The following is an 18346-nucleotide window of genomic DNA, read 5'->3' on the forward strand; positions in this document are numbered from 1 at the left end:
GCCGCTATAATGTTAGTAAGCAGGCTAGCCAGCGCTCAATATTCAATCATCATTATCAGGGAGAATACATGCAGGTCGATGAACTGGAGTATGTTGGTTTTTGGGCGCGTGTCGGGGCTTCGCTCATTGATACGATCTTGTTTGGTGTGATTATCTGGCCAATCCTGACCGCCTTTTATGGCGAGTCCTATTGGTCCAGTCAAAAGATGCTGCAAGGCCCGATGGATTTCATCATGTCGTGGCTGTTTCCTGCCGTGGCGGTGATCATTTTCTGGCTGACAAAGCAGGCGACACCGGGAAAAATGGCTATTTCAGCAAAAGTAGTCGATGCAAGAACTGGACAGCGTTTAACCACAGGGCAATCCATCGGCCGTTATCTGTCCTATTTTCTTGCGGGTCTTCCGCTGGGACTGGGGATCCTGTGGGTGGCTTTCGACCGTCGAAAGCAAGGATGGCATGACAAACTTGCGGGAACCGTTGTGGTACGTCAGAAGAACAGGCATCCGGAACCGGTCACCTTTGAGCGCTAGCATATTGTTTTTCGTGTGAAAGACCGTGGATATCTGCGAACTTACCCGCCATAAAAAAACCGCCGGAGTCCGGCGGTTTTTTGTTCAGCTCACTTGTGATTAAGACAAGCGCTGATTATTTGTTCATGACGTACATTGTTACTTCAAAGCCAAAACGCATTTCAGTTGCAGCTGGTTTAGTCCACATAATCGTCTCCTTAAGTGTTTGTTTAAATGCATCATGATTGATGTATTTGTATGACTCTCACTATACGCGGGTGTTTCAATCCATGCCTGAAGCGAATCCGTAAAAACGGCTCATGATTTTACGTAGTTTTTATAATCAGGTCGCTCACTCGGCGTAGAATAAGGCTGTCTGGTCTATGCAGGATTCGAGGTCTATATGATGCAGCGATTGCCACGCTGGGTAGAGTGGGGCGGATTTTTAATGGCATTGAACGCCGGCTTTATTAATGCGGTGGGGGTGTTGGGCTTCAGGCATCAGGCGGTGTCGCATCTCACCGGGATTTCGACTTTTTTCTCCATTGAAATCATGCAGGGCGACGGGTTGCAGGCCTTGCACCTGCTCTGCGTGATGCTGTTTTTTTTGCTGGGCGCCATGCTCAGTGGTGTCATCATCGGGCATGAGGCACTCAAGCTCGGGCATCAGTATCATTGGGCGTTATGGCTGGAGGCCGGCTTGTTGGCCGCTGCTATCCTGCTATTGAATACGGGCTGGCACAGCGGACAGTGGCTGGCCTCGGCGGCTTGCGGCTTGCAAAATGCCATGACCAGCACCTATAGTGGCGCCGTGGTGCGCACCACGCATGTCTCGGGCCTGTTTACCGATATCGGCATTGCACTCGGCTTGCGCTTGCGCGGCCAGGCCGTGGATAAGCGCCGGCTCACACTGTATTTGTTGCTGATAGGCGGGTTTGTTTGTGGCGGGGTATTGGGCGCCTGCAGCTTTATGCGCTGGCATTTTAATGCCTTGTGGTTGCCGGTGGGCCATGTGGCCGCGTTGTCGCTGCTGTATTTTAGTCTGCGTCATCGCGCAGCCTGAATCATGCGGAGAAATCCCGCCGCACACAAAACTGCCATCAATTTGTAATACAATCAAGCTTAGATTTTTTTACATTTCACGAAGCCCATATCATGTCGATTCAAACTGTCGCTACACAAGCTTTTTCTGATCAAAAACCCGGCACCTCTGGCTTGCGCAAAAAAGTGCGTGTGTTTCAACAGCCACACTACCTGCAAAACTTTGTGCAAAGTATTTTTGATACGCTGGAGATTCCTGCCAATGCGACCTTGACGCTGGGCGGGGATGGCCGCTACTTCAATAAAGAAGCGATCCAGATCATTATCAAAATGGCGGCGGCCAACGGCTTTGGTAAAGTGCTGGTCGGCCAACACGGTATTCTGTCTACACCGGCGGCTTCTCACCTGATCCGCAAATACCAGACTTTTGGCGGCATTATTCTTTCTGCCAGTCATAATCCAGGCGGACCGGATGACGATTTTGGCATCAAATACAACACCAGCAACGGCGGTCCGGCACCGGAAAAAATCACTGATGCCATTTTTGCCAATAGCAAACAAATCAGCCAATACAAACTGGCCGACTTACCAGAGGTGGATCTCTCCAGCATCGGTGTCACCACCCTGGATGGCTTCGTGGTTGAAGTGATAGACGCAGTCAGTGACTATGCTGACCTGATGGAAAGCATGTTTGATTTTGCTGCCATCAAGCGCTGGCTGGCCGCGGGGCATCGGCTGACATTTGATGCCATGCATGCCGTGACCGGGCCGTATGCCAAGGAGATTTTGGGCAATCGCCTGGGCGCTTCTGCCGACAGTCTCATGAATTGCGAAGTCTCCGAAAACTTTGGGGGCGGCCATCCAGACCCTAACCTGACCTATGCAGAAGAGCTGGTCAAAGTGGCGTATGGCGCGCAGGCCCCGGATTTTGCAGCGGCTTCTGATGGCGATGGTGATCGCAACATGATTCTGGGCAATCACTTTTTTGTCACGCCGTCTGACAGTCTGGCCCTGATTGCCGCCAATGCCAAGTTGATTCCTGCTTATGCCAAAGGCTTGTCTGGCGTCGCCCGTTCGATGCCAACCAGTGGTGCCGTAGACCGCGTGGCCGCCAAGTTGGGCATCGCTTGTTACGAAACGCCCACCGGCTGGAAGTTTTTTGGCAACCTCATGGATGCTGGCCGTGTGACCTTGTGTGGTGAAGAAAGCTTTGGTACCGGCAGTGACCATGTCCGCGAAAAAGATGGCTTGTGGGCGGTGTTGTGCTGGTTGAATCTGCTGGCCGCCACGGGTGAGAGCGTTGAGTCACTGGTGCGCAAACATTGGCAAACCTATGGCCGCAATGTGTATTCTCGCCATGACTACGAAGGCGTGCCCACCGAGCAGGCCAATGCTGTGATGGCACATATCAAGGCACAGTTTGCCAGCTTGCCTGGTCAGGTATTTGGCAGCTACACCGTGAACACCGTGGATGACTTCAGTTATACCGACCCCGTCGATGGCTCTGTCAGCACTGGCCAGGGCTTGCGCATTCTGTTTGCCTGCGGCTCACGGGTGGTGATCCGTTTATCAGGCACCGGCACTGAAGGCGCCACCATCCGCGTTTATCTGGAGGCCTTTACGCAAGACCCGGCTCAGCAACAGCTTGATGCCCAGGAAGCATTGGCAGAACTGATTACGGTCTCGCATCAGATTTCGCAGTTGCCACAGCTGACTGGTAGACAGCAACCTACGGTGATTACTTAAGCAAAGGCTGCACAGGGAACCGTGGCGTGATCATGATCAAAAAAAGTATTCTTTGTCCTCTGGTATTGTCTGCAGGCCTGCTGGCTTGCGGGGTGAATCCGGTCACCAAAGAGCGGGAGTTTCAGTTTGTCTCGCAAGACAAGGAAATCCAGATTGGCCAGCAAAACTATAGCCCGGCGCGTCAATCGCAAGGCGGCGACTACACGCTGGACCCTGAGCTGACACGCTATGTGCAGCAAGTCGGCCAGCGGTTAGCCGCGGTCTCTGACCGCCCGGATTTGCCCTATGAGTTTGTGGTGCTCAATGACTCAGTGCCCAATGCCTGGGCCATGCCGGGTGGCAAAATTGCGTTTAACCGGGGCCTGTTATACGAATTGCACAGCGAAGCTGAACTGGCGGCTGTGTTGGGCCATGAAATTGTGCACGCGGCGGCCAGGCATGGTGCCAAAGGCATGGAGCGTGGCATCTTTATGCAAGGGGCCATGCTGGCGGTGGGCCTGGCCACGCGTGACTCCAATTATGCCAATCTGGTGGTCGGTGGCGCGCAATTGGGAGGGCAATTGATCACGAGCAAATATGGCCGTGAGGCTGAGTCCGAGGCAGATCACTATGGCATGAAGTATATGAAGCTGGCCGGTTATGACCCTGCTGCTGCGGTGACGCTGCAAGAGACCTTTGTCCGGCTCAGTCAGGGCAAACGGCAGGATTTTCTGTCCGGCTTGTTTGCCAGCCACCCGCCTTCGCAAGAGCGTGTCGATCTCAACGAAAAAACCTTGGCCGAGCTGGGCACTGGCGGTGAGATGGGTAAAGAGATTTATGCACAAAAAGTCGCCAAACTGATGGCGACGCGCGAGGCTTATAAAGCCTACGATGAAGGCAAAGAGGCCTTGCAAAAAGGCGATACCGAAAAAGCAAAAACTTTGGCGAAAAAAGCCATCAGCATCGAGCCGCGCGAAGCGCGTTTCGAGGAGCTGCTGGGGGATATTGCCCTCACCAAGAAAAATACTACCGAAGCGCTGGCGTTTTACGACAAAGCCATCCAGATGCAACCGGACTACTTCAAGCCCTATGTACAGAGTGGCATTGCTCTGTTTAATGCAGGCAAAAAAGAGCAGGCGGAATCCTTTTTGAAAAAAGCCAATGCCTTGTTACCAACGGCACCAGGCTATGCCTTGCTCGGACAGATTGCTGAAGGGCGTGGCGAAACCGCCCTGGCGTTGCAGCATTACCAACTGGCCGCAAGTTCAGATTCCGAAATCGGCAAAGAGGCTGCGGCAAGAGCCATGCGACTCGATTTGCCACGCAATCCGGGCCGTTATTTGCCAGCTGGTCCGCTGGCTGATGATACCGGCATGGTTTACGCTGCCGTGCAAAATAACAGCAATGTGCCGGTGGGGCGCGTGCAAGTGCGTATGCTGCAATACGACAGCCGTGGCCGCATGGTTAACCAGACGCGTTCGATGTTAATTACGGGCGGCATTGCACCGGGTCGGCGCGGTTCAGTGGCCACCGGTGTCCGCATCATCGACCAGGCCGATTTACAGTTTTTCCGGGTCGTGGTTGAAGGCGCCGAACTCGCCAATTAATCACGCGATTATTCAATCATTTGGTTTCATCCTATGGCCACTACCGATTCCTGTGTCTCCGTCTCTCCCTACTTTGAAATCCAGCCTGGCCAGGCTTCTGCCTTTCGGGTGATTTGCGAAAAATATGTGAGCTGGTCATCCCGTGAGCCTGGTTGCCTGTATTACGGCTTTAGCTTTCACGGTGACCTGGCCCATTGCCGCGAAGGGTTCACCAATGCAGAAGCGCTGTTGGCGCACATCGAAAACCTGCGGACGATTTTGCACGAGATGGGTGAAGTGTCTAAGCTGGTGCGGATTGAAGTGCATGGGACAGAAGCCGAATTGGCCAAGCTGAGGGAGCCGTTGGCAGGGATGCATCCGCAGTGGTTTGTGCTCGAATTCGGCTACAGAAAATAGCTTGAAATTTAATAGCAGCCTTATTCTGCGTTCTGAATGGTCATGGTGCCTTGGTATAAGCGCACATCCATTCTGCCTAAAAAGCTCATGCCGAGCAGGGCATCGCCTTCCAGTCCAGGCGAAATCGTCGCGGCGACATCATGGGCGACGACGCCACCCAGTTGCACGGTTTTAAGCCTGACCAAATAAGCGACCGCCGTGCCGTTAGCGGTGTGGGTGCTAATCGCGTCATGGCTGACCAGACCCAAACGGTCTGCCACATTTTGTGAGATGGCGACGCCGGTGGCTCCGGTATCCACCAGAACGCGTACCCGTTCGCCATTAATGAGGGCTTCGGCACTGTAATGGCCGTCGGTGCCGCGCTTGAGCGTCACCACTTTTTGCTGGCCGAGTTGTTCCAGGGTGTTGGGGTGTTGTACGCGGTCTACCAGAAACCAGATCAGTGCAGCTAGCCCCAGCCAGAGCAGGGTGTAAAGCAGGCTGCGCCCGCGGAGATGGTTTTTTTGAGTGGCATGTCGCATGCTCATTCAATGGAGGCTCAAAAAGGGATTTTCAAGTCTGGGTGAGCGCTGAGTAGCAGTTGTTTGAATGTCTGTTGAATGCGGGTTAAGGCCGCATTGTCATCGGCCTCAAAGCGCAAGGTCAACACGGGTGTGGTGTTTGAGGCGCGAATCAAACCAAAGCCATCGGCATACTCAACGCGCAAGCCATCGATGGTGATCACTTCTACTGCACCCGGAAATTGCGCGGCTTGTTGCAGTTGCGCAATCAAGGCATGCGGCTCGCCTTCTTGCATGGCGATTTGCAGTTCTGGCGTATTGAGGCTGTCTGGCAGGGCTTCTAGCACGGCGTTGGCATCAGGGCTGCGGCTCACCAGTTCGAGCAGGCGTGCCGCGCTATACAGGCCATCATCAAAGCCAAACCAGCGCGGGGTACCAGCGACACAGTCATTAAAAAACAAATGACCCGAGAGCTCACCGCCAATGGCAGCACCTGTTTCCTTGATTTTGGCTTTCATCAGCGAGTGGCCGGTTTTCCAGATCACCGGTTTGCCCCCATGTTGGCGTATCCAGGGCGCGAGATGGCGGCTGGATTTGACATCAAACACCACTTGGCTGCCTGGTTGCTGGCTGAGTATATCCTCTACAAACAACATGAGCTGGCGGTCGCTACGGATGATTTGCCCGGATCGGGTGACCACGCCCAGACGGTCGCCATCGCCATCAAAAGCAATCCCGATTTCGGCGGTGCCGCTTTGTAAAGCACGGATGACGTCTTGCAAATTTTTGGCTTCCACCGGGTCTGGGTGGTGGTTGGGGAGGTGACCATCGACCTCACAAAACAGCGGCTCGACCTCGCAGCCTAATGCCTGGAAGATGGCGGGCGCGTAGGCGCCGGCGACACCGTTGCCGCAGTCGATGACCACTCGCATGGGGCGTGCGAGCTGGATATCCGACACAATGGCTGCCTGATAGGCGGGATAAATATCGTAGCTGGTTTGATTGCCAGCTTGGTCGGGCTGGTAAAACTGCTGCTGCATGATGCTGTGCTTGAGGGCCTGGATGGCTTCGCTACTGAGCGTCTCGCCCGCAATCACCATTTTAAGCCCATTGTATTGCGGTGGGTTATGGCTGCCGGTGATCATGACGCCACTGCGCGTTTGGGCAAGGTAATGCGTTGCAAAATACAGCATGGGCGTAGTGACCATGCCCAGATTCAGCACATTGACACCCGTTTGCATCAGCCCTGCACTCAAGGCGGTGGCCAGTGCCGGGCTGGATAAACGGCCATCATAGCCCACGCAGACACTATGCTCGCCGTGCACCTGAGCCAGCGAGCCAAGTGCCAGGCCAATCTGCTGCACAATCTCTTCTGTTAATGTGTCGCCGACAATGCCACGGATGTCGTAGGCTTTGAAAATCGACGCTGGCAGCAATGGAATCATTTATTCGGCTTCTTCTATCCAGGCCAGTTGAATCGCCTCCAGGATTTTTTCGCCGCAGCGGGAGGGCTCATCATCAAAGTCCTCCAAATCCATCACCCATTGCATGAGGTCGGTAAAGCGGATGGTTTTGGGGTCAATCTCGGGGAATTGATCATACAGCTCTTCAGCAATGCGCTGGCTGTCAGTCCATTTCATGGTGGTGGGCTCCTGTCGATGTGAGTGAGATGGGCTCATTATAACTGACAGTAGGTGCCGGATTTGCCAGAATCCACCTACAGCGCTGTCAGACGTGGGGCACTGGTCAGCCTGAGCTGCACGCGGCATCATAACGGGTTATGAGTGATATTGATAAAACACCCCGCGCTCCCCTGTTTGCACGCTGGCTGGGGGGCATGCTACTTGTGCTTGTCTTTGTAGTCATGGTCTGCGAAATGCTGGGCTGGCCTTTTTTGCGCCAACCCCTGCAAACCGCGTTGCAAAATCAGTTACAACGGGCCGTGATCATAGACCGTCCTTTCCATTTGCAATTGCTGGGTGGCATCCGGTTGCAAGTAGGCGGATTGAGAATTGCCGCGCCCGCAGGCTTTGACGCGCCTTATTTTGTTGAAGCGCATGGCTTGTCGCTGGCGTTGCGCTACCGTGACCTGTGGTCACTCAAAGCACGCGATCCTTATCGCATTGCATCGATTCGCGCGGACCGTTTAAATGCTTACATGATCCGCCATGCCAACCAAGAGGCCAGTTGGGATTTTGAGCTGGATGACGGCAGTCCGCCCCGTCCGTTTCCCATCATTGAGCAACTGGCCGTTAATGAGGGGCAAGCCAAGATTGCCGATGCCGTTACGGATGCGCAACTGAACGTCAAGTTTTATACCGAAGAGGGCGCCCATCTTAAAACGCCGGAATCGCAAATCAAAGTGGATGGTCAGTTCCGTCGTTTGCCCTTGCAGGCCGCATTGGTGACGCAAGGCTTTTTACCAATTGCCACTCAGGGGCAGGACTCACCGCCAGTTAACTCACAAGGATGGTTAACGTATGGTGCCGTGCATGCCACGTTCCGTGGTGCCGTATATGATGTCTTGGGTGTCCAGCGGGTCAAGGGGCAGGTAGAGGTAAAAGGTTCATCACTGGCCGATGTCGGGGACTTGCTGAGCCTGACATTCCCTAGGACGCCGCGTTTCAAAATCAAGGCAACCGTTGAAAAAAACGCGATGCAGTGGGCTGTGAATGTCGCCTCTGCACACATTGGCAACAGTCAGCTGGCTGGCCAGTTTGTGTATGATCTTGCCCCAGAAACACCGATGTTGACTGGCAAACTGCAAGGCTCGTTATTGATGTTGGCGGATTTGGCGCCTGCCTTTGGCGCTGCAGCGACTTCATCGACAATCAACCCGCATCCAGGCAAGTTATTTCCAAATACCTCGCTGGATTTTACGACCTATGGCCGCATGAATGCGGATATCGATGTGCATATTGATGCGGTCGATTTAGGATCGGCCTTCAGGCAGCGCATTGCACCGCTTAAATTGCGCTTGCGTCTGCAAAAACACAAGTTAAGTCTGGCAGAGCTGGAGGCCAGTACGGCTCAAGGCTCGCTCTCAGGCGCGCTATCGATTGATGCGCATGATGCACAGAATGCCGACTTGTCGCCACCCGCTGCCCCGGATTGGGAGATTGCGCTGGCGGTGCATGATATCCGTTTGGAACAATGGCTAAAAGTCTCGCCACAGACGGATAAAAAATCGACCAGTGACACAGCCAAGGAAACCAGCCAACAGCCGGCGCCAGCTTATGTGAGCGGTAAATTGAATGGGCGTGCCAAGCTGCAGGGGCATGGCCGCTCAACCGCCGAATTATTGCGCTCGCTGGATGGTCAGCTCGCCCTGATGGTGCGTCAGGGGGAAATGTCTCACTTGTTGATTGAGGCGGCTGGATTAGACATTGCCCAAGCGGTTGGTGTCATGATCAAGGGCGATCAGCCCTTGCCCATGCATTGCGCCGCGATGGGCTGGCGGGCCAAAGAGGGTGTTTTGACACCAGAGGCAGCCGTGATTGATACGCCTGTGACGACCGTCACGGTCAATGGTGCCGTCGATTTGGGTCAGGAGCAGCTCAACCTTAAACTCCAGGCCAGTCCTAAAAACTTTTCGCCGTTAACCGTGCGCTCACCTATTCTGGTGACAGGGCCTTTTGTGGACCCCCAGGTTTCGATCAGCCCGGGGCCGATTGCCGCACGGGTCGCTGGCGGCATATTACTGGCATTGATCAATCCGTTTGCCGCCATCCTGCCATTTCTCGATCCGGGCGATCAAAGTGCAACTACGGATGTAGGCTGCCAGCAAACCTTGCAACAATTAAAAATGCGTCAACATTGAGTCAAGACAAGACAGCATCCCCTGAAAAAAAAGAACCCAACCGAAGTTGGGTTTAGGGAGCGATTTTGGAGATATACGCTTACGGATCTTACTAAGCATAAGCTGTGCCAGATTTAAAAAGATAATTTAAATCAATTGCTTAAGTATTTAATTCTGTTTTTTAGTGCATGTTGTTTCAATCAGGCTGGTGATGTTTGCACTGTATTGGTGCACTTTGTGTCTGGATTACACCACGACTTAAAGTGATAGGCGCTCAATGAGCGCATCGCTAAAGATGGATGCTGCGGTCGCCTCATGCTAAAATCGCGCTTTAATTTTGTGATACGGAAACTTGATCGTCATGTTTAGCTTTTCAAGAAACTTAAGCGTTGCAGACCCGGCCTTGGCCCAAATGATTTCTTCCGAAGTGGAGCGTCAGCATCAGCATATCGAGTTGATTGCTTCAGAAAACTACACCAGTCCAGCGGTGATGGAAGCCCAAGGCTCGCAATTGACGAACAAGTATGCTGAAGGGTATCCAGGCAAACGCTTTTACGGTGGCTGTGAGTTTGTTGACCAGGTTGAACAGCTGGCGATTGACCGACTGAAAGCCTTGTATGGTGCAGAATATGCTAACGTGCAGCCACATTCTGGCTCACAGGCGAATCAGGCCGTGTATTTCTCCATCCTGAAACCAGGCGATACCGTGATGGGCATGAATCTGGGTCACGGCGGGCACCTCACACATGGTTCTCCGGCTAACCTGTCCGGCAAGTTGTTTAATATCGTGCCTTACGGTTTAAACGATAAAGAAGAGATAGACTACGATGAGATGGAGCGTATTGCGGTGGAGTGCAAACCAAAGTTGTTGATTGGGGGTGCTTCTGCGTATGCCTTGCGTTTTGACTGGGCGCGTATGGCTGAAATCGCCAAAAAAGTCGGTGCTTATTTCATGGTCGATATGGCGCACTATTCTGGCCTGATCGCGGCGGGTGTATATCCTAACCCGGTACCGCATGCTGACTTTGTGACTTCAACCACGCACAAGACCTTACGTGGTCCACGTGGCGGTATCATCATGGCTAAGGCCGAGTTTGAAAAATCACTAAACTCCAACGTGTTCCCAAGCTTGCAAGGCGGCCCGTTGATGCATGTCATCGCCGGTAAGGCGACGGCTTTCCTCGAAGCGGCACAGCCAGACTTCAAAGCGTATCAGGAACAGGTATTGAAGAACGCCAGCATCATGGCCAGCACGTTGGCTGCGCGTGGTTTGCGTATTATCTCCGGCCGTACCGAGTCTCATGTGTTCCTGGTAGACCTGCGTCCTAAAGGCTTGACCGGTAAGGCAGCAGACGCTTATCTGGGCCAAGCGCACATTACGGTCAACAAGAATGCGATTCCTAACGACCCCGAGAGCCCGTTTGTGACTTCCGGTATTCGTATCGGTTCGCCTGCGATCACAACGCGTGGCTTTAAAGAAGCCGAAGCCGAGCAAGTGGCTAACCTGATTGCCGATGTGCTGGATAATCCGGAAAGCGCTGAAGTGATTGCGGCCACCAAGGCGAAGGTGCATGCCTTGACCGATCAATTCCCGGTGTACGGTAAATAATTTTTCCGGCTATCCACAGCCATGAAATGTCCGTTTTGCGGTGCTGATGATACGCAAGTGGTGGATTCCCGCCTCAATGAGGAAGGGAACTCCATCCGCAGGCGCCGTCGCTGTCAAGTGTGTGACAAGCGCTTTACCACCTACGAAACGGCAGAACTGCATCTGCCACAGGTGGTGAAGCAAAACGGGACGCGCGAAGAGTTCAAGCGCGAAAAATTGCGCCTCTCTTTTACACGCGCTCTGCACAAACGTCCGGTGCCTACTGAATATGTCGATAAAGCACTGGACCGCATTGTTCAAAAAGTGCTCGGTTTGGGCGCGCGCGAAGTGCCTGCGCGGTTGCTGGGTGAAACCGTCATGCAAGAGTTAAAACAAATGGATCAGGTGGCGTACATCCGCTTTGCTTCGGTGTATCGAAGCTTTTCAGATGTGGATGACTTTCATAACGCCATCCGCGATCTGGATAACTGACAACAACCATTGCCGGACGCACCCTCTGTGCGCTGGTGTATGTGTTCCGTGTACCTTGCTTCACTCTGTGCACGGTCTATCAATGTTGCATGTGAAGGCGGGGGCGTATGAAACTGATCAAGCTGTCTGCAGTGGTATTAGCGGTATTCACCGTGATTCTCACCATCGTGTTTTTTACCTGGTGGGCATTTAAAGATGAGGCGGTGTTTGGTCGTGACAAGTTTGACCAGACCCGCTGGATGGAATTGGCCAACACTGTGCAAAAGGAGTGTAGACGCGGTGACATGGCATATGATCTCAAAAATCACATCCTGATTCGAGGCGCCAAAAAAGAGGCAGTCATGGCCTTGCTTGGGCGGCCTAGCCTTGAGGACGCCAATGCACTTGAGTATGATCTGGGTAAGTGCATGCATGTCTATCATGCCTTACGCATATACTTTGACCAGGACGGACGTCTCACCCATAGTCAAATCTCCTCCCATTAGCTTAACTCTCATTGTGTGTACGCCCTTTATCCAGGGCGCGGTCTTGTCATTCACTGGCCGTTCAAAGGTGTCCGCCATACAAAACCACCGCAAGGCGGGCTTTTTTTGTATGATGCTAGTCTATGTTACACAGTACTCAAGATATTCAATGGATGACCCATGCCTTGCGCCTGGCGGTGCATGGACTGTATTCGACCACGCCTAATCCGCGTGTCGGGTGTGTCATCGTCAAACAAGGCCAAGTGCTTGGAGAAGGCGCTCACCTCAAGGCGGGGGAGCCCCATGCTGAAGTACACGCCTTGCGCGCCGCTGGCGAGCAGGCAAGAGGTGCAACTGCATATGTGACTCTGGAGCCCTGCAGTCATTTTGGCCGGACGCCCCCCTGCGCCGATGCACTGGTGAATGCCGGTGTGAGCCGGGTCGTGGTTGCCATGCAGGATCCGAATCCTTTGGTTGCTGGCAACGGCATTGCACGTTTGCAGGCACAGGGTATTGCTGTCACGGTTGGGGTTTGCGAAGCGCAGGCCAAGGCGCTGAATCCCGGGTTTATTCTGCGCATGACGCAACAACGCCCTTATATCCGTCTCAAGGTCGCTGCCAGTCTGGATGGCCGCACAGCGTTGGCGAATGGCGTCAGTCAATGGATCACGTCGCCGGAGGCACGGAAAGATGTCCATCACTGGCGTGCGCAAAGTTGTGCAGTGATCACGGGTATCTCTACCATTCTGCAGGATAATGCCTCGCTCACCGTACGTGAGGTGAAGACGCCACGCCAACCGCTACGCGTCATTCTCGATAGCCAGTTACGCATCCCGATAGACGCCAAGGTGTTGCAGGATGGCCATGCGCTGGTGGCGTATGCGCACGGGGAGGCCGCCAAGCTGGAGATATTGCAAGTGATGGGGGTACGTACCCTGCATGCACCGAATGTGCAGGGGCAGGTGGATATTGCTGCCGTCATGCAGGCACTAACGGCCTGGCCTTGTAATGAGGTATTGGTCGAGGCGGGGGCAACGCTGAATGGGGCCTTTTTGCAAAGCGGGTTTGTGGATGAGTTATTGCTGTATTACGCACCCAAGCTAATGGGAGACGCGGCACGCGGCATGTTTGCCCTGCCAGCATGGACGCAGATGGCAGACATACATACGCTGGACATCATGGATCTGCGACAGGTCGGGCAGGATATCCGTCTTCAGGCCAGGCTTAAGCCCTGATTCTTATGCTGATCGACACCCACTGTCATCTGGATGCCCGTGAGTTTGATGCCGACCGTGAGCCGGTCTGGCAGGCGGCCCTGGCGCAGGGCGTTCGAGCGGTGGTCATCCCGGCCGTGACGCAGGCGAGCTTTGAACCGATTATGGCCTGGTGCGCACGGCATCCGCAAGCCGGATTCGCTCTTGGCTGGCATCCCATGTATGTGTCTGAGGCACCTGAGGATGCGCTGGCGCAGCTCGAGCAAACCGTCGCCAGGGTGCTGGAGGGCCCTCAGGCGCATCAATTGCTGGCGATTGGAGAGATCGGTCTCGACTTCTACCTGACGCGCGAACATGAGGCCAGACAGCTAGAGCTATATGAAGGACAGTTGCGCATTGCCAGGCAGTTTCATTTGCCTGTGATTTTGCATGTGCGAGGTGCGATAGACACCATCCTCAAATATTTGCGCAAGCATGCGTTAACGGGGGGCATTGCACATGCTTACAACGGCAGCAAGCAACAAGCGGAGATATTTGCCAGTTTGGGATTCAAATTAGGGTTTGGTGGTGCCATGACCTGGCCGCGCGCATTGAAACTGCGTCAGCTTGCTGCAGAGTTGCCTGTGGAAACACTGGTTCTGGAGACCGATGCGCCGGATATTCCGCCGGTTTGGCTGGGGCATCAAGGAAGAAATGCGCCGGATCAATTAAAAAAGATCGCAGAAGAGATGGCCCTGATGCGTGGCTTGGAAGCTTCGCAACTCATTGAAATGACTGGTAAAAATTCTGTAGAAGTTTTGCCAAAAATAGCCCATTTATGCACATGACTTAAAGTGACACTTTAAGAATGTGTCGAAAGTGACTATATTATAGTGGTGCTTTGTAAGTAATTGATTTTATTGAATAAAAAAATAGATTAAAAAATGAACTTTTGGAAAAAGTCCTTATAAATTGGTAAGTTACGGAATTAAGACACAGCAATCCACAAAGTTATCCACAGATTTTGTGGATAGCAAAATACAGTGTTTGTCCTACAAGAAAAGCAAGTGGTTTTACAAACTTTACAATTACTAATCGGTGCTTGGCCAGGCCTCTCATATGCGCATTCAATCCCAACATTTCCGTAGCATTTGGCAACAAGCCAACGCTGTTTATATCATTGACCAGACGCAGTTGCCGTTTGATTTTGTGACGGTGGAATTAACGTCTTTGGCGCAAATATGTCATGCCATCCGCCACATGCAGGTCCGTGGTGCACCCCTCATTGGAGCTGCGGCAGCCTATGGTGTGGCGTTAGGTATTCAGCAGGATGCCAGCGATGAACACTTGCAGGCGGTGGTAAAGCAGCTGATCGCCACGCGACCGACTGCCGTCAATCTGGCCTGGGCGGCACAGCGCATGCAACAGACGTTAATGCCGCTGGCTGTGGCGCAACGCGCAGCTGCCGCTTGGCTGGCGGCACAAGCGATTGCTGATGAGGATGTGGCGCAGAATCTGGCGATTGGCCAGCACGGTAAAGCCTTGATCGCTGAAAAGGCCACGGTGGATGCCAATCAGGCTGTGAATATTTTGACCCATTGCAATGCCGGGTGGTTGGCCACGGTGGATGGCGGGACGGCCTTGGCGCCGATTTACGCCGCGCATGATGCAGGTCTGAAAGTACATGTCTGGGTAGATGAAACGCGGCCACGCAACCAGGGTGCCAGCCTGACCGCCTGGGAGCTGGCGCAACACGGGGTTCCGCATACGGTGATTGCCGATAATGCTGGCGGCCATCTGATGCAGCATGGTCAGGTAGATCTGGTCATCGTCGGTGCAGATCGTGTCACCAGTCAAGGGGATGTCTGCAACAAGATAGGCACCTATTTAAAAGCGCTGGCAGCATTGGATCAGCAAATCCCATTTTATGCTGCGGTGCCGACGCCGACCATAGACTGGCAGATCGCACGCGGCGCAGAGATCGAGATTGAAATGCGTGATGCGGATGAGGTGGCTTATATGCAAGGACAGACTGCAACGGGAGACATAGAGACGGTCCGGGTAATTCCGCATGAAAGCCCGGCATTGAATCCGGCGTTTGATGTGACACCAGCCAGGCTGGTGACAGGAGTGATTACCGAACATGGGGTGTTTGCCCCAGACCAGTTGCATGCGCTGAAAACGCATATTCTGGGCAATTAACATGAGCAAACGCTCGCCTGCGCAACAGTTGTTATACACGGCCCAGCAAATGGCCCTGACCGGCCTGAATAAAGGCACCTCTGGCAACGCCAGTGTCCGGCTAGAAACGGGTTTTCTGGTGACGCCTTCTGGCGTGCAGGCAGAACAGCTGCATGCACACAGCATGGTGCATATGGATTGGCAAGGCCGGGCTGAAGCCGGGAAAACCCCCTCCAGCGAATGGCGTTTTCATCTGGATATTTTACAGGCGCGGCCTGAAGTCAATGCGGTTGTGCATTGCCACAGCATGTTTGCGACCACGGTAGCCTGCATGGGGCACGACGTGCCGCCGTTTCATTACATGATTGCCAGCGTGGGTGGAGATAATATCCGTTGCGCGCCCTACGCCTTATTTGGCACCCAGGCGCTGTCTGAGGTTGCGCTCGCTGCATTGCATGAGCGCAAGGCCTGTTTGCTGGCACATCATGGCATGATTGCGCTGGGCAAGGATTTATCCCACGCACTGGCCGTGGCGGTAGAAGTGGAAAACCTGTGTGAGCAGTACTGGCGACTATTACAAGTCGGGCAGCTCCGCTTGCTGACGCCTGCGCAAATGCTTGAAGTCCATGCCCAATTTAAAGGCTATGGGCAATGGCGTGATCCGGTTTAATTACACCGGATGTATTTAGAGTTTTGGAAATAGCGCCAGGGTGGTGATACGCAATAGAGCGCCAGGGTCACAAATGTAGGTGTTCTGTTTCATCTCGCTAGCGGATGGAGGTACTGCGAGGATGGCTTCTGCGGGAGCAAAGCATTTGAGCAGAACGCCACCGGATTCTACGGCGTTCAGTCCTTTGGCATAGCTGGTGGCCAGCGCCTCCGAGGGCGTCCAGCAAAAGCCAATCTGGTCTTGATCAAATAAAAACCAGCTTTCGCCACGATACAGGGTCAGTCCCTGCAGCGGTTGATGCCGCGTGTCGGCCAAGCATTTTTTCAGCACGCGCAGTACCAATGCGTCATTTTTAATCAAGGCGCGCAAATCGCCGCCATATTGTCGCCACAATGCGGCAATGCTTGATTGGTCAAAGCCGGATTCATCCTGAATTCGAGCGATGTATTCGAAGGTTTGCCGCCATAAAGCAGCATCCACGGTATTCACATACTGACCATGACAAAACTGCCTGGCCAGCGACTGTACGGAGACACTTTGCATACGTATTGAATCAGGTGTCTTCATCGCTTGCCCCGCTGGGTTAACGCACCCATACGCCGTCAATCAGTTTTTCCTGCGGCTGGAATTGCTGCTTGTAAGCCATTTTCTGGCTGTCTGCAATCCAGTAGCCCAGGTACAAATAGTCCAGGCCGAGTTGCTTGGCCCACGCGATTTGCCAGAGGATGCTATAGGTGCCATAACTCGCTTTGTCATGCGTATCATAAAACGTGTACACCGCAGACAGACCATCCATGACAATATCAATCACGCTGACCATCTTGAGCTGCTGCTGTGCATCTCTGAACTCGACCATTACGCTATCTACATTGCTTTGACACAAAAACTGCTGGTATTGCGTCGCTTCGTCTTCTTGCGGCATGGCTGACTCCAGACTGCTGGGATGACGCTGTTGCTGGTAGGTCAGGTACAGGGCGAAGTGTTCTGCATCATAACTGGCTTCACGGATGATGGCCTGTAACGGTGCATGTTTCTTAAATGCCCGTTGCTGGCTACGCGTGGCTTCAAACGCATGTACCGGCAAACGGACCGAAATGCAGGCATTGCAATGTTCGCAATGCGGCCGGTAAGCAAACTTGCCACTGCGGCGAAAGCCCTGCTGTATCAGTCCGCTATAGACGCGGCCATCTACCAGTGTCTGCGGCGTGGCAATCAGGCTTTGCGCCAGCTTTTTAGGCAGATAGCCACAGGTGTAAGCGGTGGTCACATAAAACTGTAATTTTTGCAGAGGTGCGTCGTTAGGTAGGGTCATATTGCACTAAATGCGTTAATTCTTCGATAAACCGGTCTCTGGGAATTTCATAAGCACCAAAACTGGCAAGTAACGGTGTATGCATCTGACAATCAATCATACCGACTTGTTGCGTGATTAACCATTGCACCAGATGCGCAAATGCCACCTTGGACGCATTGCTGACATGGTGAAACATGCTTTCACCATAAAACATGCGGCCAATCTTGACCCCATAACAACCGCCAACCAATTGCCCATCTTGCCAGGCTTCCATACTATGCGCGTAGCCCATGGCATGCAACTCGCTGTATGCCGCAATCATTTCATTGGTGATCCATGAGCCGGATTGACCTGGGCGCGGGGTGGCAGCACACGCCTGTATCACGGCGGTAAATTGCGTATTCATGCGTAACTCAAACGGCTGTTGCTGGATGACCTTGCGCAAAGAGCGGGTGATTTTCAGCGCTGGTGGAAACAGCACCATGCGTGGGTCCGGACTCCACCAGAGGATAGGCTCGCCCGGACTAAACCATGGAAAAATCCCTTGTTTGTAGGCGCTCAACAGGCGTCGTGGCGTCAGGCTACCGCCGATGGCGATCAGGCCGTTGGGCTCTGTCAACGCCTGCTGCAAGTTCGGGAATGGGGTCTCTGCTGCGAGAATGCGCACCGGCCCGCCCGGGAGAGGATAGTAATTGTCATGCATAAACAGTCATTGCGGTGGTGTAGGGACTCAAGTTAATCGCATTACGGTTTAGTCGGCTCTCCGTGATTGCCCGATACTGATGAGTCTGGTGATCACATAGCTATCCTTTAACGCACATGAGTAAAGTCAGCCTGATATTCAATACGTCATTACGCACGCTTTATTCGGGCCTGATACAGGCCCT

Annotated in this window: 20 protein-coding genes; 13 read left to right on the plus strand and 7 right to left on the minus strand. The window is 53.4% G+C overall.

Features of this window, described 5'->3' with window-relative positions:
• Positions 1–68 precede the first annotated feature (68 nt).
• On the plus strand, positions 69–530 hold the full coding sequence (locus tag ACT53G_RS00320; protein WP_476168386.1) for an RDD family protein: 462 nt from the start codon (positions 69–71) through the stop codon (positions 528–530).
• A 115-nt stretch (positions 531–645) separates the two neighbouring features.
• Here the strand turns inward: ACT53G_RS00320 and pqqA are convergent, their stop codons facing one another.
• On the minus strand, positions 646–717 hold the full coding sequence (pqqA, locus tag ACT53G_RS00325) for a pyrroloquinoline quinone precursor peptide PqqA (RefSeq protein ID WP_081624291.1): 72 nt from the start codon (positions 715–717) through the stop codon (positions 646–648).
• A gap of 195 nt (positions 718–912) precedes the next feature.
• Between pqqA and ACT53G_RS00330 the strand changes: the two genes are divergently transcribed.
• The 4 genes from ACT53G_RS00330 (at position 913) to ACT53G_RS00345 (ending at position 5278) form a co-directional block, all read left to right on the plus strand.
• Positions 913–1572: a YoaK family protein gene (locus ACT53G_RS00330; RefSeq protein WP_313983349.1), complete on the plus strand. Its 660-nt coding sequence runs from the start codon at positions 913–915 to the stop codon at positions 1570–1572.
• 92 nt (positions 1573–1664) lie between these two features.
• A complete protein-coding gene (locus ACT53G_RS00335; protein ID WP_476168387.1) occupies positions 1665–3296 on the plus strand; it encodes an alpha-D-glucose phosphate-specific phosphoglucomutase in 1632 nt (543 codons plus the stop codon).
• Between the two features lie 32 nt (positions 3297–3328).
• The gene (locus tag ACT53G_RS00340) at positions 3329–4882 is read left to right on the plus strand and encodes a M48 family metalloprotease (protein ID WP_313983355.1); all 1554 of its coding nucleotides are present in this window, start codon (positions 3329–3331) and stop codon (positions 4880–4882) included.
• 33 nt (positions 4883–4915) lie between these two features.
• Positions 4916–5278, plus strand: coding sequence for a putative quinol monooxygenase (locus tag ACT53G_RS00345; RefSeq protein WP_476168388.1), 363 nt, complete (start codon positions 4916–4918; stop codon positions 5276–5278).
• A 20-nt stretch (positions 5279–5298) separates the two neighbouring features.
• Here the strand turns inward: ACT53G_RS00345 and ACT53G_RS00350 are convergent, their stop codons facing one another.
• The 3 genes from ACT53G_RS00350 to iscX are packed head-to-tail and all read right to left on the minus strand — an operon-like array spanning position 5299 to position 7418.
• On the minus strand, positions 5299–5805 hold the full coding sequence (locus tag ACT53G_RS00350; protein WP_194747354.1) for a retropepsin-like aspartic protease family protein: 507 nt from the start codon (positions 5803–5805) through the stop codon (positions 5299–5301).
• Between the two features lie 11 nt (positions 5806–5816).
• A complete protein-coding gene (locus ACT53G_RS00355; RefSeq protein ID WP_476168389.1) occupies positions 5817–7223 on the minus strand; it encodes a phosphomannomutase/phosphoglucomutase in 1407 nt (468 codons plus the stop codon).
• On the minus strand, positions 7224–7418 hold the full coding sequence (gene iscX, locus ACT53G_RS00360; RefSeq protein WP_194747352.1) for a Fe-S cluster assembly protein IscX: 195 nt from the start codon (positions 7416–7418) through the stop codon (positions 7224–7226).
• 140 nt (positions 7419–7558) lie between these two features.
• On the opposite strand from iscX, the gene ACT53G_RS00365 reads away from it, so the two are divergent.
• The 8 genes from ACT53G_RS00365 (at position 7559) to ACT53G_RS00400 (ending at position 16165) form a co-directional block, all read left to right on the plus strand.
• The gene (locus tag ACT53G_RS00365; protein WP_476168390.1) at positions 7559–9598 is read left to right on the plus strand and encodes an AsmA family protein; all 2040 of its coding nucleotides are present in this window, start codon (positions 7559–7561) and stop codon (positions 9596–9598) included.
• Between the two features lie 340 nt (positions 9599–9938).
• Complete coding sequence (glyA, locus tag ACT53G_RS00370) at positions 9939–11186, plus strand: serine hydroxymethyltransferase (protein WP_194747350.1); 1248 nt, start codon at positions 9939–9941, stop codon at positions 11184–11186.
• Between the two features lie 21 nt (positions 11187–11207).
• Entirely contained in the window at positions 11208–11657 is a 450-nt protein-coding gene (nrdR, locus tag ACT53G_RS00375) for a transcriptional regulator NrdR (protein WP_194747349.1), read from the plus strand.
• Positions 11658–11764: 107 nt separating this feature from the next.
• The gene (locus ACT53G_RS00380; protein WP_338656859.1) at positions 11765–12142 is read left to right on the plus strand and encodes a hypothetical protein; all 378 of its coding nucleotides are present in this window, start codon (positions 11765–11767) and stop codon (positions 12140–12142) included.
• 122 nt (positions 12143–12264) lie between these two features.
• Positions 12265–13356, plus strand: coding sequence for a bifunctional diaminohydroxyphosphoribosylaminopyrimidine deaminase/5-amino-6-(5-phosphoribosylamino)uracil reductase RibD (gene ribD, locus ACT53G_RS00385; RefSeq protein ID WP_338656861.1), 1092 nt, complete (start codon positions 12265–12267; stop codon positions 13354–13356).
• 5 nt (positions 13357–13361) lie between these two features.
• Positions 13362–14162 (plus strand): TatD family hydrolase, encoded by an 801-nt coding sequence (locus ACT53G_RS00390; RefSeq protein ID WP_476168391.1) that lies wholly within the window; start codon positions 13362–13364, stop codon positions 14160–14162.
• A 271-nt stretch (positions 14163–14433) separates the two neighbouring features.
• A complete protein-coding gene (gene mtnA / locus ACT53G_RS00395) occupies positions 14434–15516 on the plus strand; it encodes an S-methyl-5-thioribose-1-phosphate isomerase (RefSeq protein WP_476168392.1) in 1083 nt (360 codons plus the stop codon).
• A gap of 1 nt (position 15517) precedes the next feature.
• On the plus strand, positions 15518–16165 hold the full coding sequence (locus tag ACT53G_RS00400; RefSeq protein WP_476168393.1) for a class II aldolase/adducin family protein: 648 nt from the start codon (positions 15518–15520) through the stop codon (positions 16163–16165).
• Between the two features lie 15 nt (positions 16166–16180).
• Here ACT53G_RS00400 and ACT53G_RS00405 read toward each other — a convergent pair whose 3' ends face one another.
• Genes ACT53G_RS00405 through aat form a run of 3 tightly spaced genes read right to left on the minus strand, consistent with a single transcriptional unit; the run spans position 16181 to position 18162 of the window.
• The gene (locus tag ACT53G_RS00405; protein ID WP_476168394.1) at positions 16181–16708 is read right to left on the minus strand and encodes a hypothetical protein; all 528 of its coding nucleotides are present in this window, start codon (positions 16706–16708) and stop codon (positions 16181–16183) included.
• A 40-nt stretch (positions 16709–16748) separates the two neighbouring features.
• Positions 16749–17477 (minus strand): arginyltransferase, encoded by a 729-nt coding sequence (locus ACT53G_RS00410; RefSeq protein ID WP_476168395.1) that lies wholly within the window; start codon positions 17475–17477, stop codon positions 16749–16751.
• Positions 17464–18162 (minus strand): leucyl/phenylalanyl-tRNA--protein transferase, encoded by a 699-nt coding sequence (gene aat, locus ACT53G_RS00415; RefSeq protein ID WP_476168396.1) that lies wholly within the window; start codon positions 18160–18162, stop codon positions 17464–17466. Before aat ends, ACT53G_RS00410 begins: the two co-directional genes overlap by 14 nt.
• Positions 18163–18346 lie beyond the last annotated feature (184 nt).

It is taken from the genome of Methylophilus sp. DMC18, from assembly GCF_056314005.1.

Bases quoted from the DNA above. Each gene is read 5' to 3' on its own strand.
- nrdR (WP_194747349.1), top strand. From the start codon at position 11,208: ATGAAATGTCCGTTTTGCGGTGCTGATGATACGCAAGTGGTGGATTCC.
- ACT53G_RS00320 (WP_476168386.1), top strand. From the start codon at position 69: ATGCAGGTCGATGAACTGGAGTATGTTGGTTTTTGGGCGCGTGTCGGG.
- ACT53G_RS00365 (WP_476168390.1), top strand. From the start codon at position 7,559: ATGAGTGATATTGATAAAACACCCCGCGCTCCCCTGTTTGCACGCTGG.
- ACT53G_RS00350 (WP_194747354.1), bottom strand. From the start codon at position 5,805: ATGAGCATGCGACATGCCACTCAAAAAAACCATCTCCGCGGGCGCAGC.
- ACT53G_RS00405 (WP_476168394.1), bottom strand. From the start codon at position 16,708: ATGCAAAGTGTCTCCGTACAGTCGCTGGCCAGGCAGTTTTGTCATGGT.
- ACT53G_RS00410 (WP_476168395.1), bottom strand. From the start codon at position 17,477: ATGACCCTACCTAACGACGCACCTCTGCAAAAATTACAGTTTTATGTG.
- iscX (WP_194747352.1), bottom strand. From the start codon at position 7,418: ATGAAATGGACTGACAGCCAGCGCATTGCTGAAGAGCTGTATGATCAA.
- ACT53G_RS00345 (WP_476168388.1), top strand. From the start codon at position 4,916: ATGGCCACTACCGATTCCTGTGTCTCCGTCTCTCCCTACTTTGAAATC.
- glyA (WP_194747350.1), top strand. From the start codon at position 9,939: ATGTTTAGCTTTTCAAGAAACTTAAGCGTTGCAGACCCGGCCTTGGCC.
- ACT53G_RS00390 (WP_476168391.1), top strand. From the start codon at position 13,362: ATGCTGATCGACACCCACTGTCATCTGGATGCCCGTGAGTTTGATGCC.
- ACT53G_RS00400 (WP_476168393.1), top strand. From the start codon at position 15,518: ATGAGCAAACGCTCGCCTGCGCAACAGTTGTTATACACGGCCCAGCAA.
- aat (WP_476168396.1), bottom strand. From the start codon at position 18,162: ATGCATGACAATTACTATCCTCTCCCGGGCGGGCCGGTGCGCATTCTC.
- ACT53G_RS00355 (WP_476168389.1), bottom strand. From the start codon at position 7,223: ATGATTCCATTGCTGCCAGCGTCGATTTTCAAAGCCTACGACATCCGT.
- ACT53G_RS00380 (WP_338656859.1), top strand. From the start codon at position 11,765: ATGAAACTGATCAAGCTGTCTGCAGTGGTATTAGCGGTATTCACCGTG.
- ACT53G_RS00330 (WP_313983349.1), top strand. From the start codon at position 913: ATGATGCAGCGATTGCCACGCTGGGTAGAGTGGGGCGGATTTTTAATG.
- mtnA (WP_476168392.1), top strand. From the start codon at position 14,434: ATGCGCATTCAATCCCAACATTTCCGTAGCATTTGGCAACAAGCCAAC.
- ACT53G_RS00335 (WP_476168387.1), top strand. From the start codon at position 1,665: ATGTCGATTCAAACTGTCGCTACACAAGCTTTTTCTGATCAAAAACCC.
- ACT53G_RS00340 (WP_313983355.1), top strand. From the start codon at position 3,329: ATGATCAAAAAAAGTATTCTTTGTCCTCTGGTATTGTCTGCAGGCCTG.
- ribD (WP_338656861.1), top strand. From the start codon at position 12,265: ATGTTACACAGTACTCAAGATATTCAATGGATGACCCATGCCTTGCGC.